The following is a 15,501-nucleotide window of genomic DNA, read 5'->3' on the forward strand; positions in this document are numbered from 1 at the left end:
GTCCTCCAGGCGCCCCTGGAGGGGTCGGTCGTCAGCGACCGGCGGGGGAGATACCGAGCTGCATCCCGGCCAGCCCGCGCGGCTTGCCGACGAGCTTCTCCGCGATCGAGACGATCACCTTGCTGGCCTCGGTCTCGGGGTGGGTCAGGACCAGCGGCTGGCCCTCGTCGCCGCCCTCACGCAGACGGGTGTCCAGCGGGACCTGCCCCATGAGCGGGATCTCGGCACCGAGGGTCTTGGTCAGCGCGTCGGCGACCGTCTGGCCACCGCCCTGGCCGAAGAGGTGGACCGGCTCTCCGCCGTCCTCCGGCTGGTAGTAGGACATGTTCTCGATGACACCGGCGATCCGCTGGTGCGTCTGGGCGGTGATCGCGCCCGCGCGTTCGGCGACCTCGGCGGCGGCCTGCTGCGGCGTGGTGACCACGATCAGCTCGGCGGCCGGGAGGAGCTGGGCGACGGAGATCGCGATGTCACCGGTGCCCGGGGGCAGGTCCATCAGCAGGACGTCCAGGTCACCCCAGAAGACGTCGGAGAGGAACTGCTGGAGGGCGCGGTGCAGCATCGGGCCGCGCCACACCACCGGGGTGTTGCCCTCGGTGAACATGCCCACCGAGATGACCTTGATGTCGTGCGCGGTCGGCGGGAGGATCATGTCCTCGACCTTGGTCGGGAAGTCCGACGCACCGAGCATGCGCGGCACCGAGTGGCCGTAGATGTCGGCGTCGACGACGCCCACCTTGTGACCCTGGGCCGCGAGCGCGGCGGCGAGGTTCACGGTGACGGACGACTTGCCGACACCGCCCTTGCCCGAGGCGACCGCGTAGACCTTGGTGAGGGAGTTCGGCTTGGCGAAGGGGATCTCCTTCTCCGCCTGGCCGCCGCGGAGCTTGGTCTGGAGCTCCTTGCGCTGCTCCTCGTTCATGACGTCGAGCTCGACCGTGACCTTCGTGACGCCGGCGACCTTGGTCACCGCTCCCGTCACGTCCTTCTCGATGCGGCCCTTCATCGGGCACCCGGCCACCGTGAGGTAGATGCCGACGTGCACCGCGCCGTCGTCACCGATCTCGACGCTCTTGACCATGCCGAGGTCGGTGATGGGTCGGTGGATCTCCGGGTCTTGCACCGTCGTCAGGGCTTCGTGGACCTGCTCGGTGGTTGGTGTGGAGGACATGTACTCAATCGTAGGTCAGCGGGACGGGGTGGTTGGCCTGTGGTGGCGCTCGTGTGACCGCCCGCAGGACCACCAGTTCCAACAGGGGAGGGGCGTGCCGCTATTCCGTCGTCCGGGGGCCTTCGCGGCTCCCGCCCCGCACCGTGACCAGGCGATAACGGCGTGGCCTTAACGCAGGCGATACATGCCCGGATAGTAGTCTCAGCGCACGATGGGAAATGTGCCGCCACCGCCTGGTTCGTCCTGGCCCGCCGCGCCTGAGGGGCCGGAGGGGCAGACTTCTGGTGGCTCCACCCAGGAGCAGACCTGGGCCTGGCCTCCCGGAGGCGCGCGCCAGACCCCGCCCGGCGGGCACCCCGCGCTGACTCCGGACCCGTCGGTGTGGGCCTGGCCACCACCGCGACCGGTGCGGCAGAACCTGTTCGCGTGTGCGGAGATCCCCGAGGGTGAGTCCTATCACAGGCTGGCCCGGACTCCGAGGTTCCGTTGGTGGGTCCCGCCCCTCGCCCTCCTGGTCTTCGCGGTCCTGCTGTTCTTCCTGTGGGTCGGCGTGGTGGTCGTGATGACCATCGTCGCGATCCTCGGCGGCAGCGGTCTGGCACCGGACTCCGTCCGGGTGGGGGAGATCGCCGGGCTGGCGTTCGGTCTGTCCGCGATAGCCCTGCTGGCACCGGTCACCCTCTTCGTGGCCCGCGTGGTGCAGTGGCGCAGACCCGGTTCCCTGCTCTCCGTCACCGGACACCTGCGCTGGCGCTGGCTGGCCCGCTGCGTGTTCACGGCGGCCGTCCCCGTCACCGCGGCCACCGCGCTGCTCCTGGCGTTCACCGGGGAGGGCCCGGCCGACCTGCCGATCACCGTCGACTACGGAAGCGTCGAGGTCCTCGCGGCGGCGATGCTCGTGATCGTGCTGCTGGTCCCGCTCCAGTCCGTGGCCGAGGAGATGACGCTGCGCGGGATGGTCATGCAGCTCGTCGGCTCGCTGGGGTCACCCGACGGAGACTCCGCCTTCTCCCGGGTGCTGCGCTCCCCGTGGCCCGCCATCCTGGCGGGCGGCACGCTCTTCGCGGCCCTGTACGCGGCCACCCACCCGGGCGACGCGTGGAACACGGCGGCGCTGGCCGTCCTCGGTCTGGGCATGGCCTGGGTGACCTGGCGCACCGGCGGCCTGGAGGCCGCGATCGGCCTGCACGTGGTGAACAGCCTCGTCCAGTTCGGCGTGTGCGCCGTGGAGGGCCGCCTGGACGAGGTGGGCACCGGGGTCGTGCTCGGCGGAGGCCTGCCCCTGGGAACCAACACCCCGATGACCCTGGCCCTGGCCGTGGTCCAGGTCGGGCTCTACCTTCTCCTGGTCGGCGCCATGGCGCGCCGCCACGGGGTGCGACGCCGCAGCGCCACCTCTCAGGTCTGAGAGCGCGCGGCGTCCGGCACGGGGTCCGGCGGGAACACCCAGGTGCGGTAGGCGAAGAAGCGGAACAGCGTCCCCAGCCCCACCCCCACCACGTTCCCGGAGACGTTCTGCGCCAGGGCGCCCTCCAGGCCGAGCACGTACAGCGAGAAGGCCTGGCAGCCCACCTGGATGAGCATCCCCACGCCGTTCATCACCAGGAACAGGAAGGTCTCCCGCCCCAGGCCGGTGCTGGCCCGGTCGTTGAAGGTCCAGAACCGGTTGCCCACGAAGGCCACCGTGATGGCGCACGAGGTGCCCACCACCTGCCCCGCCATCGACCCCATGCCGCCCGCCCACAGCAGGTTGGTCGCGGTCAGCTGCACCACGTACGCGATCGCGCCGACGGAGCCGAACTTGCCGACCTCGGAGGCCAGCCGGGCCAGCCTGGGGCGGCGGGAGAGGAACTCGCGCATGGCCTGCGCCCTCCGGGTCCTGGTGGGGGTCACGGCGGCGGGGGAGTGGGCCCTGGGGGTGGTGCACCCGCACACCCTAGACTCTATCCGGGGCCTTCGAGAGACACCCCGGCCGCGGGTTCCGAGCCGAACGGCCAGGTTCCGCCGTGCGCGGGGCCGCCCCGCATCCGCGGTTGACGAGCATTGAGTTGAGGAACTGTGAGCGAGCGTAACCGCATCGTCCCCCGCGTGGGAATGGTGGGCGGAGGCCAACTCTCCCGGATGACCCACCAGGCGGGCATCGGGCTGGGCGTGGACTTCTCCGTCCTGGCCGCCGACCCCCGGGACAGCGCGGCCCTGGTCTGCGGCGACGTCACCCTGGGCGACGACCGAGGCCTCGACGACGTCCTGGCCTTCGCCAAGGCCAACGACGTGGTCACCTTCGACCACGAGCACGTGCCCGAACCCGTCCTGCGGGCCGTGGAGGAGGCGGGCGGGCTGCTGAGGCCCGGTCGCGACGCCCTCCGCTTCGCCCAGGACAAGCTGCGCATGCGCACCCGCATGGCCGAGCTGGGCGCACCGTCCCCGCGCTGGCGGGCGGTGACCACCCTGGAACACGTCACCGGGTTCGCCGGGGACACCGGGTGGCCGGTCGTGCTCAAGGCCGCGCGCGGCGGTTACGACGGCAAGGGCGTGTGGATCGCCGACGGCCCGGAGGAGGCCCGCGAGGTCGTGGACCGCGCCGCCGCCGAGGACGTCCCGTTGCTCGTGGAGGAGAAGGTGGACTTCTCCCGCGAGCTCGCCGTCCAGGTGGCCCGCTCGCCGCACGGGCAGGTCGCCGTGTACCCCGTCGTGGAGACCGTCCAGCGCGGCGGGATCTGCCACGAGGTGATCGCCCCCGCGCCGGACCTGGCGGAGGAGAGGGCCCTGCGCGCCCAGAAGCTGGCCATCGAGATCGCGCACGCCCTGGACGTCACGGGCGTGCTCGCGGTGGAGCTGTTCGAGACCGCCGACGACGTGGTCGTCAACGAGCTGGCCATGCGCCCGCACAACTCCGGTCACTGGAGCATCGAGGGTGCTCGCACGTCCCAGTTCGAGCAGCACCTGCGCGCGGTCCTGAACCTGCCCCTGGGCTCACCGCGCACCAACTCCCCCTACACCGTCATGGCCAACCTGCTCGGCGGCGAGGACCCGGAGGTCTACCGCCGCTACCTGCACGTGATGGCCAAGGACCCCGAGGTGAAGGTGCACTTCTACGGCAAGGACGTGCGTCCGGGCCGCAAGATCGGGCACGTCACCGTGATGGGCGACGACTACCAGGACCTGCTGGAACGCGCCCGCGACGCCGCTTCCTACCTGCGAGGAGACCAGAAGTGACCGACAGCAAGCCCCTGGTGGGCATCGTGATGGGGTCCGACTCCGACTGGCCCGTGATGCGTGACGCGGCCGAGGCCCTCACCGAGTTCGGGGTCCCCTTCGAGGCCGACGTGGTCTCGGCGCACCGCATGCCGCACGAGATGATCTCCTACGGTTCGGAGGCGGCGGGGCGCGGGCTCAAGGCGATCATCGCCGGCGCGGGCGGCGCGGCCCACCTGCCGGGGATGCTGGCCTCGGTGACCACCCTCCCGGTCATCGGTGTCCCGGTGCCGCTCAAGTACCTCGACGGCATGGACTCGCTGCTGTCCATCGTGCAGATGCCCGCCGGGGTGCCGGTGGCCACCGTGGCGGTGGGCGCCGCGCGCAACGCCGGTCTGCTGGCCGTGCGCCAGCTCGCCGCGCACGACCAGCGGCTGGCCGAGCGCATGACCGCCTTCCAGGAGGAGCTCAGGGAGCAGGCGCACGCCAAGGGCGAGCGGCTGCGCCGCGAGGTGGCCGACGGCGGCCGGACCATGGGGTTCGGCCGGTAGGGAGCCTCACTCGGGCAGGAGCGCGCGCAGCCCGTCCATCGCCTGGTCCACCGTGGGCAGGGAGTCGGGGTCGACCAGGTACTGGAGGACGTATCCGGTGACCAGGTTGTAGACCATCGACCCCAGGCCCGCGGCGGTGCCCGGGTCGACCTCGGCCACGGGGACGCCCAGGATCAGGGCGCCGAACTCCCGGCGGGCCTCCGCGATCCCGTCGGCCAGGTGCGCGCGCATGTCCTCGTCGAACTGGGCCTGGCCGAAGACCTGGACGCTGGAGACCATCAGGTCGCGGTGCTGGGGGAGGGTCTCGAACAGCGTGGTGAGCAGGAGCCGCGCCCGGTCCCGTGCGGTCTCCGGGCGGGCCCGGGCTACGGCCTCCGCGAAGACGTCGCCCCACTCGCCGGTCGCCTCGATCACGGCGGTGTTCATGAGGCGGTCCTTGGACCCGAAGTGGTATCCGATGGACGCCAGGTGCGCGCCGGAGGCGGCGGCGATGTCCCGGGCAGTGGTCTTGGCGTAGCCCTTCTCCGCCAGGCACTTCCTCGCGCCCACCAGCAGGTCCTCACGTTGGCTCATGCCGCCAGCCTAGCATTTTGACGTACGTACATACCGCTGTCCCGTCCGGTCGGGGCCGGCGGCGGACACGGCCGTGGACGACGCCAGTGCCGACCGGACGGGGCCCTCGACTCCCCGGACGCCGGGCGGGCCGAGGCCCGCGGCGACGCCCCTTCGTCGCCCCGGGCCCTCGTGCCCGCTCCCGGCCCCCGGGAGCGCGGGGCCTCAGCGCAGGGTGGCCGTGAGGGTGATGGTCGTTCCCCTGAGCGCCTGGCTGACCGGGCAGTTCTCCTTGGCGTCCTCGGCGATCCGCTGGAAGTCCTCCTCGGAGATCCCGGGGATGTCGGCCTCTACGCTGAGCTGGACACCGGTGATCCCCTCACCGGGCTGGAAGGTCACGGCCGCCCGGGTGTCCACACTCCGGGGAGGTGTGCCCGCACCGGCCAGGGCGTGCGAGAACGCCATCGAGTAGCAGGTGGCGTGCGCGGCGCCGATCAGCTCCTCCGGGCTGGTCCGGCCCTCCGGGGCGTTGGCGCGGGACGCCCACGTGACGTCGAAGGTCCCGACCCCGGACGAGTCCAGGGAGACCTGCCCCTGCCCGTCCAGGAGCGCTCCCTCCCAGTGCGCGGTCGCGTTGCGTGTGGTCGCCATGGCGTGCTCCTCGTGTGTACTGGTCGAACGGTCGCAGTCAGCCTCGCAGCCCGAGGGCGTTCGTGGCGCCACGACGCCCCGCAATCCGGATGCGGGAACGCGTCCGCCGTCCCCGGCGGGCGGGGACACGCCCCTGGGCCGTCAGGCTCCCAGGCCGTAGCCGTCCGGGGCGACGCACTCCTCCGTGGGGCGCTGCTCCAGGTAGCCCCACTCCAGGAGGTCGTTGACCGGCACGTTGCCCTCACCCTCGGCCTCGGGGACCTCCTCGGCGGGGACCAGCAGCTGCTCCCCGCCGCCGGGCTGCTCGAAGTGCGGAGCGATCGGGCCGACCCAGGCGGAGACGGGTTCGGTGACCTCGTAGCAGTTGTAGTTGTGCTCGGGCCCGTCCGGCCAGGTGTTCAGCGAGTTCGGCGGCAGCGCGCGCTCGGCGTAGGGGGCGCCCGCCGGAGCGAGGAACGAGCCCCACGGGGAACCGAAGCGATCCAGCATCCAGCCCGAGGGCAACTCCTGGAGCTCCTTCAGGGGCTGACCGTCGACGACCACGAAACCGTCGTGCTCCGGGTAGTCCCAGCTGCCGTCGACGGTCCACCAGCGGTCCAGGAACTCCACGGGGGACAGGCCGCCGAGCCGGTCGTACCCCTCGACCAGGCTTCCCACCGGGCCGTCCTCGGGCAGCTCGGACGGGCCCAGCCGGGAGTCGCCGCACAGGTAGCGGTCCAGGTCCTCCGCGCTGGGCGGCGGGGTCAGGACCGGGCAGCCCGAGGGCTCGGCGGAGGCGGGAGCACCGGCGGCGACCACCAGGGCGAGGGCGGCACCGACCACCAGGGGGAACTTCGACATGGGACTCCGTTCGGCTGGACCCTCGGTCGACACCAAGGGTCACGGGAAAACTACCGAACGCAGTCAACCACGGGTGTGGCGTACACGACGAACGGCCGCTCCCCCCGGGAGCGGCCGTTCGGTACGTCGGTTACTGGCGGCCCAGCGCGCGGTAGGTCCAGCCCGAGGCGCGCCAGAAGGTCGGGTCCAGGGCGTTGCGCCCGTCCACGATCCTCTTCTGCGCCACCACCGTGGCCAGTTCCTCCGGGTTGGCCTCGCGGAACTCCGCCCACTCGGTGAGCAGCAGGACCACGTCGGCGCCGCGCGCGGCCTCCAGCATGGAGTCCGCGTAGTTCAGCTCCGGGTGCTCCTCGCGCGCACGCTCCAGCGCGGCCGGGTCGTACACGGTCACCCGTGCGCCCAGGGAGGCGATGGTGGAGGCCACGTCCAGCGCCGGGGAGTCGCGGATGTCGTCCGAGTTCGGCTTGAACGCCGCGCCCAGGACCGTCACGGTGCGCCCGGCGAAGTTGCCGCCGATCAGCTGGCGGGCGATGTCGATCGTCCGCGCGCGGCGGCGCTGGTTGATCGCGTCCACCTCGCGCAGGAAGGACAGCGCGGGCTCCACCCCGAGCTCGTCGGCGCGGGCCATGAACGCCCGGATGTCCTTGGGCAGACACCCTCCGCCGAAGCCCAGGCCCGGCCCGAGGAACTTGCCGCCGATGCGGTCGTCGTAGGACAGCGCCTCGGCCAGCTGGATGACGTCGGCGCCCGCTACCTCGGACACCTCGGCCATCGCGTTGATGAAGGAGATCTTGGTGGCCAGGAACGCGTTGGCGGACACCTTGACCAGCTCGGCGGTCTGGAGATCGGTGACCAGGAACGGGACGCCCTCGTCCACCTGCTGCTGCCAGAGCGCTCGGACGGTCTTCTCCACCCGGGAGGAGTCCGTGCCGATCACGATCCGGTTCGGCCGCAGGGTGTCCTCCACGCCGAAGCCCTCACGGAGGAACTCCGGGCTCCAGCCGAGTTCGGCCTCGGCGCCGACCGGCGCGAGCGCGGCCAGGCGCGCGGCCAGGGTGGCGGCGGTGCCCACCGGCACGGTGGACCGTCCCACGACCACGGTCGGCCGGGTCAGGTGCGGGGCGAGCCGCTCCACGGCGGAGTTGACGTACCGCAGGTCGGCGGCGCCGGAGTCGTCGCGCTGGGGAGTGCCCACGCAGATCAGGTGCACGTCGGCGAACTCGGCGGTCTCCGCGAAGTCCGTGGTGAAGCGCAGCCGACCGGTCTCCAGGTTGGCGGTCAGCAGTTCGTCGAGTCCGGGCTCGAAGAAGGGGACCCTGCCGGAGCGCAGCATGCTGATCTTGGCCTCGTCGACGTCGAGGCCGATGACCTCGTAGCCCATCTCGGCCAGGCAGGCGGCCGTGGTGGCGCCCAGGTAGCCGGTTCCGATGACGGAGACCCGCATACGTTCCGCTTCGACCACTGGTGTTCCTTCCTTGCTTCCGCACGCGCCTCACCAGCTGGTGTGCCCGCTGGAGGCGGCTCACATCCCGCATGAGGGCAGAAAACGGACATGGTTCGGCCGACGGGTAGTCCGTGGGGGACGGTGCATCACCCTACGCGTCGGGGTCTGGCGCGTGACCGAACAACACGTGAACAGTCAGGCGGTCAGGTTACCGGCGGGTGGGGGGCGGTACGCACCGGGGGAGGAGTGTCGGGATTCACGCGGCGTGGCGGGCTGACCTTCACTCCTCGTCCCGCGAGGGATCGCCGGGCCTCAGTGTGCGACACCGCGGAGCCTTCGGGGCAGCGCACAGCAGGGGAGACGGCCGCTCGAAACGGTGGCGCCTCCGCCACCACCGGCGAGAGCATCCGGAAAAATCGCCCTAGTAGCGCCCGTCCCCGAACGACCCGCTGTGACCGGGATCCTCGTCCACCGGGGTCCACACCGCGCCGCTCTCCCCGCGACGGAACGGTGTCGTCGTCCTGCTGGGATCGTCGAGACGCCGCACGGGGGAGGAGGGCGGCGGCACGTCCGGAACGGTGTCGCCCGCCGGGCCGCCGTCGTTCCAGATCCGCTTCGGGTCGACCAGCGTGACCGACTCACCGTCGAACTCCGGCTCGGGCGGCCGCCCGCCCCTCTGGAAGTCCTCGCGGCTGTGGCTGGCCACCACACGGGCGGCCGGGAGGCCCGCCGGGCCGGTGTCGGCGGCCGCCCGCCACCGGGTCGGCGTCGTGGCGGAGACCAGCAGCAGCACGCCGAGGGGGAGCGCGACGCCGAGCCCCGCGCCGCTCGGGTACAGGAAGCTCTCCTCGTTGAGCCAGTACAGGGCCGGACCCACCGAGTCGAGCGCGACCACCGGCCACAGGCACAGGGCCACGAGCAGGAGCCCGGAGGCGCCCGCCGCCATCGGGGAGAACCTGGACGCCACGAGAGCGGCGCCGACGATCCCCACCAGGCATAGCACCACCACGGAGAACACCGTCGCGACGCTCACGTCACCCTCGGTGATCTTCGGGAGGAGGTCGGCCGACCACGCGACACCCACCCACAGCACGGGGGCGAGGGCTATTCCGGAGAGCAGACCGACCAGGTGGCGGAGCACGATTCCCTTCCTTGGCGGGGTCACCCGCAGATGTTGTCCTTCGCGGTCGTGGTGCCCGGTTCGGCGCTCGCGGAGGGCTCCTCCTGCGGTGCCGCCTCGGTCGCCTCGACCCGGGGGGCCTCGAACGTCGTGTGGTTGAATCCGATCACGACCTGGAGGTCGTCGTCCAGGGTCCGGTCCTCCACGGTCCGCGAACCCGGGAGGGTGGACGCCAGGAACTCGGCCGCCTCCTCCTGGCCCGGCCCGAACCTGACCTCGGTGGTGGGGACGTCGCGGCTGCTCCAGTTCTCGGCCACGTCCGTCACGTCGAACCCGGCCGTGGCCAGCTGCGAGTCCAACTGCGACCCCAGCCCCGGGGTGGCCGTGCCGTTGAACACCCGCAGACTGATCTCGGACGGCGCCGGTTCAGCGTCCTCCTCGGCGGCCTCCGGCTCCTCCTCGGGCTCCGACAACGGGCGGTCGGCGTTGATGGTCGCGAACATCTCCCTCGCGGCGGGCTCGTCCCACAGCAGGGCCACGTCGCCTCGCGGTGTCCAGTGCTCCATGTCCGCGATGGGCACCTGCGCGAACGTGACGTTTCCCAGGTCGACGTCGCGCATCTGGTACGCGAGGTCGTTGATGGTGCTGGTGTCCAGCCCCTCGTCGACCGTCACGGACGTCAGCGCGCTGTCCAGGAACGCGGTCAGCTTGCGCGGATCGGAGAGCGTCTCGGTGCTCATGGCCCGGTCTAGCATGGCCGACAGCACCTGCTGCTGCCGGTCGATCCGGTCCAGGTCACCGCGCGGGGTGGCCCGGGTGCGGGCGAAGGCCAGGGCCTCGGCGCCGTCCACCCGGTGCGTCCCGGCCTGCATGTCCAGGTGTGCCTTGGGGTCGTTGATGGCCTCGGGCAGACAGACGTCGATCCCCTCCAGGGCGTCGACGACCTCCACGAACCCGGTGAAGTCCACCTCGACGTAGTGGTCGATCCGCACGTCGGTGACGGACTCCACTGTCTGGACGGCGAGCTGCGGGCCACCGTAGGCGTAGGCGGCGTTGATCTTGTCGTCGCCCTCGCCGGGGATGTCCACCCACAGGTCGCGGGGGAGGCCCACCACGGTCAGGTGGTCACGCTCGTGGTTGAGCCGGACCAGCATCATGCTGTCCGAACGCTGCCCGGGCGTGGACCCCACGCTGAGCGCGTTCTTGTCCTCCTTGCTCATCTCGTCGCGGCTGTCGGAGCCGATGACGAGGAAGGTGAGTCCGCCGGTCTCCTCCGGCCGGTCACCGTCGGCCAGCCCGCCGAACACGTCGAACCGGTTCAGCGACCCCGACATCCACCCCGTGATCGCCCACGAGGTCCCCGAGGCGAGCAGGACCAGCACGGAGAGCACGCTCATCAGGACCAGGCCGTTGCGACGGCGGCGCACACGCGGCTCGGGGACGGTGAACCGACCGGACCGTGACGAGCGCCGCCGACCGGGTGGCTGAGGCTGCGAGCGCTCCCGTCGGAACTCGCCCGGCTTCCTCTGCCTTCCGGCGTCCTCGTCGCTCATCGGCGTCCCCGTCCCACCCGTTCCACGGTGTCCTAGGCATCCGGTACCTGGGTATCTAGGTTGTCACCCGATCGGCCGAAGGGTGCGAGATGTCAACCCTCGGCGTGTTGTTCTCCCCTTTGGGTGAGACGCCGTGATCAGCGGAGGAGTTCTCCGGGACCCGAACGTCTCGACACTCCCTCCCCGCGCGTCGCTCCCGCGCGCCCCGCGACCCGGCCGTCCGGCGGCCCGCGTGCAGTACCGTTGAGCCCGCGCCACCGTCGAGCGAGCCCGGGGCCCCGCGCCCCTGGAGCCCTCACGGTGTCACGCAGTCCCGACAGTCTTGACCTTGGGAAGTGCCCGTGTCCTGGCCGCCTGTCTCCGTCGTCATGCCCGTACTGAACGAAGAGCGCCACCTCGCCGCAGCGGTGGAGCACGTCCTCGCCCAGGAGTACCCGGGCGAGCTGGAGGTCGTTCTGGGTGTGGGCCCCTCCTCGGACCGCACCCGCGAGGTCGCCGACGGCCTCGCCGCGGCCGACCCGCGCGTGAAGGTGGTGGACAACCCGACGGGGAGGACCCCCGCCGGGCTGAACGCCGCCATCGGCGCCTCCACGCACGACGTCGTCGCCCGGATCGACGGGCACGCGATGATGCCCTCGGACTACCTCCGGGTGGCCGTGGAGACCCTGGAGGAGACCGGGGCGGACAACGTCGGCGGCATCATGGCCGCCGAGGGCACCACCCCCTGGGAGCGGGCCGTGGCCGCCGCCATGACCTCCAAGGTGGGGGTGGGCAACGCCCGCTTCCACACCGGAGGTGAGGGCGGCCCCGCCGACACCGTCTACCTCGGCGTCTTCCGTCGCTCGGCCCTGGAGCGGGTCGGCGGCTACGACGAGGCGTTCCTGCGGGCGCAGGACTGGGAGATGAACCACCGCATCCGCACCACCGGCGGCACCGTCTGGTTCCAGCCCCGGATGCGGGTCTCCTACCGTCCGCGCCGCAACGTCCGACTGCTCGCCAAGCAGTACTTCCACTACGGGCGCTGGCGGCGCGTGGTCGCCCGCCAGCACAAGGGCACCATCAACCTGCGGTACCTGGCCCCGCCGGTGGCCGTGGCGGGGATCGTGCTCGGACTGGTCGGCGGCGTGTTCCTCTGGCCGCTCCTGCTGGTGCCCGCGGCCTACCTCGCCCTGATCACCGCCGCGTCGGCGCCGCTCGCCCGCGGCCTGCCCGCGTCCTCATGGCCGCTCATCCCGGTCGCGCTCGCCACCATGCACATGTCGTGGGGCGTCGGCTTCATCACCAGCCCTCCCGGGCTCGGCGCCGACTCCCGCACCGCACGCACCAGCAGCGAGCCCGCGAGCGGTTCCGGCGGCGCCTGACGGGTACGGCCGCGTCCGCCGCGTTCGCGTGGCGCCCGGCACGCCGCGGCCGCATCGGCCACAACTGGACGACGTCCGCCCTCGATCGGGGGCGGACGTTCTGCTAGGCAGGGTTCAGGCGGCGGCCCCGGGTCGGCGGGGCGGCGAAGAACCGGAGAAGGTGTCGATGGACGAGTTGCGTGGCGACCAGGCGGCCTGGGTCTTCGACGGGGAGTCGGTCTCCATCCGTTACGAGACGAAGGGCTGGTTCAAAAGCCCGCTCCTCCGACTCCTCGGCACCCTGGAGGTACCCGTCGCGGCCGTCCGCGAGGTCGACTTCCGTCCCGGAGCCGGTCGCAAGAACGGCTGGGTGATGCACCTGCGGCTGCACGAGCGGATGGACCCCTACGAGGCCGTCGGCGCGATGCTCGACGAGAAGGCCCAGCCCTTCCGGCTCACCGGCCCCGCCAAGACCGAACTGGTCGCGGAGTACCTGGCCGACCAGCTCCGCTTCGCCGCGAGCCAGGCGGAGGACCCCCACCCCGCGATCCCGACCCGCCTGGTCCCCGCCCTGCCACTGCACATCATGACCTGCGAGGGCACCGCGCGCCTGGAGGGCGACCGCCTCACCCTCGTCTGGGCGGGCAGCTACGCGAGCGGTTACAAGAAGAAGAAACAGCGCCGCGAGTACGACCTCGCGGAGATCCGGGGCGTGGAGTGGGCGCCCCTCGACGACTGGGGCTGGGGCTTCGTGCGGTTCGTCACGGACCAGAGCGCCAAGGAGGCCTCGGCCAAGCCCAGGAACGACCTCAACCTGCTGCGCGCGGGCGAGGAGGGTAACGAGATCCACCAGGTCTTCCTGCTCGCGGCCACCGTCACCGCGCACCGCTGGGCGCGCGGCGCGGACCGGCTCGCACTGGGCTCCGGCGAGGTCGCCGACGGCGACGCCCGGCCCGGCCCGGCCGACCCGGAGTGGTGGAAGGACGCGGCCCGCAACGCCATGGAGGCCGTGCGCGCCCCCCGGCTCAACGCGGACCTGCCCGAAGGCGGGGACCCCCGGCCGGACGACGGTGCGGTGGCTCCGGTGGGAACCGGCCCCGCACCCGCCGCCGCAGGGGCGACGGGCGCGGACACCACGTGGATCTTCGAGCAGATCGAACGGCTCGGAGCCCTGCACGCCAAGGGCCTGCTCACCGACGAGGAGTTCAGCGAGAAGAAGGCCGAACTCCTCGACCGGATCTGAGCGAGCCCCTACTCGGTTCCCCCGGCACCCCCGGCACCCCCGGCACCCCCGGCGCTCCCGGGGCGGGCGAGGGCGGCCACCGCGCCCGGAACGTCGTCCACGACCACGGCGTCCATCCCGGCCGCCGCGAACCGCGCCGCGTCCACCGGGGCCGGGCACCAGGAGATCAACTCCAGCCCGGCCCGGTGCGCCGTCTCCACGGTGTACTCCAGAGCCCGGCGCCCCGGCCTCGGACCGTCGTCCGCCAGACCGAGGGCCCGGGCGTCCACCGCCACGATCGGACAGCCCAGCCCCACCGCGCCCGGGATCGCGGTGTCCGCAGGGTTGCGCACGTACGGCATCCACGCCGTCGCCACCCCCGGCGCACCCTCGCGCACCCCCAGCAACAGCCCGGGGTCGAAAGAGCACACGAACACCCTCCGGCGCCCGGCCTCGCGGCGCAGGAACGGCAGGACCAGGGAGAGCGTCCGCCGCGACGCGGCGTCCACCCCGTCCTCCATGACCGTCTTCACGTCCACGTCCAACCCCAGCTCGGGCGGGATCGCGGCCAGCCCCTCCTCCAGGCCGACCAGACCCTCCGCCCGGCACTGCGCCTCCGTCAGGTCCACGATCGCCCGGCCGTCGTCCAACGCCGCGTTGTGGAAGAGCACCAGCCGGTCGTCGGCCGTGCGGCGTACGTCGATCTCGATCCAGTCCGCGCCGGTACGCGCCGCCAGCTCGAACGACGCGGGCGTGTTCTCCAGCGCACCACCGACCACACCCCGGCCCGCGCCCCGATGGCCGATCACCTCGGTCGCCTCGAACACCCCGCTCACGACGCGGCCCCCTGACCGGCGTCCTCCCGAGCCCGGCGCAGCAGTGTCTCCGCGATCTCCACGTCACCCGGGTTGGTCACCTTGATGTTGGTCTCGTCCCCCGGCACGATCCGCACCTCCTCCTCCGGCAGGTACCGCAGCACCACCCCGCAGTCGTCGGTGGCCACCAGCCCCGGATCGGCCGTCGCCAGCTCGTAGGCCCGGCGGGCCACCCCCAGCCGGAACCCCTGGGGCGTCTGCATCCTGCGCAGCCGTGAACGGTCGGGGGTCCGGGCGATCACCTCACCGCCGTCGCTCCCCGGCGCCACCTCGACCACGGTGTCCGCGCTGGGCACCGCCACCCCGACCGCCCCGGCCGACCCGAGGGCCGCGACACAGGCCGCGATCGTCTCCGGACGCACCAACGGACGCGCCGCGTCGTGCAGCAGGACCAGGTCGGAGTCGGCCGCCCCCGCCATCGCCGCGAGCGCCGCGACCGAGGTGTCGGTCCGGGTCGCCCCGCCCGGCAGGACGCGGGACACCTTGGTGAAACCCGCGTCGGCCACGATCTCCTCGACCCGGTCCACGAACCCGTCCACCATCAGCACGACGATCTCGTCCACCTCGGGACTGGCCTCGAACGCCGCGATCGAACGCTCGATGATCGGCCGTCCCGCCAACGGCAGCAACTGCTTGGGTGAAGGGGCACCCATCCGTGAGCCGACCCCTCCGGCCAGGACCGCCGCGATCACGCGTGTGGGCATGCTTGAACCTTTCTCCTCGGGCCTCCGCTTCGCTTCGGCCCGTGTTCGGCGCCTTCGCAGAGGGATTCCTCATCCTCGTCCACGCCCGGCGCTCGTTCCGCCCCAGCGGGGTGGTGAGCGAGGTGTCTGTTGGGCCCCTTGCGCGTGATGGGGATTGCTGGGGGATCGGGCCGAGTGGGGGTGTGACCGGCGGTCGCGTCGGATCGACGGGACCGCCGGCCCGTCCGCGAACCATACGAATGAGGCGGGCGCGGCACGTGGTTGGCACGGTCTGTCCCATGCA

At 72.1% G+C, this 15,501-nt stretch carries 15 protein-coding genes; 5 read left to right on the plus strand and 10 right to left on the minus strand.

What is annotated here, in order from left to right:
• Positions 1–31 precede the first annotated feature (31 nt).
• Complete coding sequence (locus tag ACRWK8_RS20380) at positions 32–1,171, minus strand: Mrp/NBP35 family ATP-binding protein (RefSeq protein WP_378742365.1); 1,140 nt, start codon at positions 1,169–1,171, stop codon at positions 32–34.
• Positions 1,172–1,577: 406 nt separating this feature from the next.
• Between ACRWK8_RS20380 and ACRWK8_RS20385 the strand changes: the two genes are divergently transcribed.
• Positions 1,578–2,579: a CPBP family intramembrane glutamic endopeptidase gene (locus ACRWK8_RS20385; RefSeq protein WP_378742366.1), complete on the plus strand. Its 1,002-nt coding sequence runs from the start codon at positions 1,578–1,580 to the stop codon at positions 2,577–2,579.
• Here ACRWK8_RS20385 and ACRWK8_RS20390 read toward each other — a convergent pair.
• Positions 2,570–3,031, minus strand: coding sequence for a GtrA family protein (locus ACRWK8_RS20390; RefSeq protein WP_431872257.1), 462 nt, complete (start codon positions 3,029–3,031; stop codon positions 2,570–2,572). The genes ACRWK8_RS20385 and ACRWK8_RS20390 overlap by 10 nt on opposite strands.
• 198 nt (positions 3,032–3,229) lie before the next feature.
• Here ACRWK8_RS20390 and ACRWK8_RS20395 point away from each other — a divergent pair, with 198 nt between their 5' ends.
• The gene (locus ACRWK8_RS20395; RefSeq protein ID WP_431872213.1) at positions 3,230–4,387 is read left to right on the plus strand and encodes a 5-(carboxyamino)imidazole ribonucleotide synthase; all 1,158 of its coding nucleotides are present in this window, start codon (positions 3,230–3,232) and stop codon (positions 4,385–4,387) included.
• Complete coding sequence (purE, locus tag ACRWK8_RS20400; RefSeq protein WP_378742368.1) at positions 4,384–4,917, plus strand: 5-(carboxyamino)imidazole ribonucleotide mutase; 534 nt, start codon at positions 4,384–4,386, stop codon at positions 4,915–4,917. The genes ACRWK8_RS20395 and purE overlap by 4 nt, the downstream gene beginning before the upstream one ends.
• Positions 4,918–4,923: 6 nt before the next feature.
• Here purE and ACRWK8_RS20405 read toward each other — a convergent pair whose 3' ends face one another.
• The 6 genes from ACRWK8_RS20405 to ACRWK8_RS20430 all read right to left on the minus strand — a co-directional run bounded on the left by ACRWK8_RS20405 (position 4,924) and on the right by ACRWK8_RS20430 (position 11,077).
• The gene (locus ACRWK8_RS20405) at positions 4,924–5,490 is read right to left on the minus strand and encodes a TetR/AcrR family transcriptional regulator (protein ID WP_431872215.1); all 567 of its coding nucleotides are present in this window, start codon (positions 5,488–5,490) and stop codon (positions 4,924–4,926) included.
• A 204-nt stretch (positions 5,491–5,694) separates the two neighbouring features.
• A complete protein-coding gene (locus ACRWK8_RS20410; protein ID WP_378742372.1) occupies positions 5,695–6,120 on the minus strand; it encodes an OsmC family protein in 426 nt (141 codons plus the stop codon).
• A 141-nt stretch (positions 6,121–6,261) separates the two neighbouring features.
• Positions 6,262–6,960: a TNT domain-containing protein gene (locus ACRWK8_RS20415; RefSeq protein ID WP_431872217.1), complete on the minus strand. Its 699-nt coding sequence runs from the start codon at positions 6,958–6,960 to the stop codon at positions 6,262–6,264.
• Between the two features lie 130 nt (positions 6,961–7,090).
• On the minus strand, positions 7,091–8,422 hold the full coding sequence (locus ACRWK8_RS20420) for a UDP-glucose dehydrogenase family protein (protein ID WP_378742376.1): 1,332 nt from the start codon (positions 8,420–8,422) through the stop codon (positions 7,091–7,093).
• 403 nt (positions 8,423–8,825) lie between these two features.
• Positions 8,826–9,545 (minus strand): YIP1 family protein, encoded by a 720-nt coding sequence (locus ACRWK8_RS20425; protein ID WP_378742378.1) that lies wholly within the window; start codon positions 9,543–9,545, stop codon positions 8,826–8,828.
• A gap of 20 nt (positions 9,546–9,565) precedes the next feature.
• Positions 9,566–11,077: an LCP family protein gene (locus ACRWK8_RS20430; RefSeq protein ID WP_378742380.1), complete on the minus strand. Its 1,512-nt coding sequence runs from the start codon at positions 11,075–11,077 to the stop codon at positions 9,566–9,568.
• 341 nt (positions 11,078–11,418) lie between these two features.
• Here ACRWK8_RS20430 and ACRWK8_RS20435 point away from each other — a divergent pair, with 341 nt between their 5' ends.
• Both ACRWK8_RS20435 and ACRWK8_RS20440 read left to right on the plus strand, forming a co-directional pair.
• Entirely contained in the window at positions 11,419–12,438 is a 1,020-nt protein-coding gene (locus ACRWK8_RS20435; RefSeq protein ID WP_431872220.1) for a glycosyltransferase family 2 protein, read from the plus strand.
• Positions 12,439–12,604: 166 nt separating this feature from the next.
• Complete coding sequence (locus ACRWK8_RS20440; protein WP_378742384.1) at positions 12,605–13,660, plus strand: DUF4429 domain-containing protein; 1,056 nt, start codon at positions 12,605–12,607, stop codon at positions 13,658–13,660.
• 8 nt (positions 13,661–13,668) lie between these two features.
• Here the strand turns inward: ACRWK8_RS20440 and ACRWK8_RS20445 are convergent, their stop codons facing one another.
• Entirely contained in the window at positions 13,669–14,475 is an 807-nt protein-coding gene (locus ACRWK8_RS20445) for a glycerophosphodiester phosphodiesterase (RefSeq protein WP_431872222.1), read from the minus strand.
• Positions 14,472–15,218, minus strand: coding sequence for an IspD/TarI family cytidylyltransferase (locus ACRWK8_RS20450; protein ID WP_352388067.1), 747 nt, complete (start codon positions 15,216–15,218; stop codon positions 14,472–14,474). The genes ACRWK8_RS20445 and ACRWK8_RS20450 overlap by 4 nt, the downstream gene beginning before the upstream one ends.
• Between the last annotated feature and the right edge of the window lie 283 nt (positions 15,219–15,501).

This window comes from Nocardiopsis eucommiae, assembly GCF_965344335.1.
Lineage (GTDB): Bacteria > Actinomycetota > Actinomycetes > Streptosporangiales > Streptosporangiaceae > Nocardiopsis > Nocardiopsis eucommiae.

What these genes read in the sequence shown, in the direction of transcription:
- ACRWK8_RS20430 (WP_378742380.1), bottom strand. Translation starts at nt 11,077, where the DNA reads ATGAGCGACGAGGACGCCGGAAGGCAGAGGAAGCCGGGCGAGTTCCGA.
- ACRWK8_RS20380 (WP_378742365.1), bottom strand. Translation starts at nt 1,171, where the DNA reads ATGTCCTCCACACCAACCACCGAGCAGGTCCACGAAGCCCTGACGACG.
- ACRWK8_RS20405 (WP_431872215.1), bottom strand. Translation starts at nt 5,490, where the DNA reads ATGAGCCAACGTGAGGACCTGCTGGTGGGCGCGAGGAAGTGCCTGGCG.
- ACRWK8_RS20450 (WP_352388067.1), bottom strand. Translation starts at nt 15,218, where the DNA reads ATGCCCACACGCGTGATCGCGGCGGTCCTGGCCGGAGGGGTCGGCTCA.
- ACRWK8_RS20390 (WP_431872257.1), bottom strand. Translation starts at nt 3,031, where the DNA reads ATGCGCGAGTTCCTCTCCCGCCGCCCCAGGCTGGCCCGGCTGGCCTCC.
- ACRWK8_RS20440 (WP_378742384.1), top strand. Translation starts at nt 12,605, where the DNA reads ATGGACGAGTTGCGTGGCGACCAGGCGGCCTGGGTCTTCGACGGGGAG.
- ACRWK8_RS20410 (WP_378742372.1), bottom strand. Translation starts at nt 6,120, where the DNA reads ATGGCGACCACACGCAACGCGACCGCGCACTGGGAGGGAGCGCTCCTG.
- ACRWK8_RS20415 (WP_431872217.1), bottom strand. Translation starts at nt 6,960, where the DNA reads ATGTCGAAGTTCCCCCTGGTGGTCGGTGCCGCCCTCGCCCTGGTGGTC.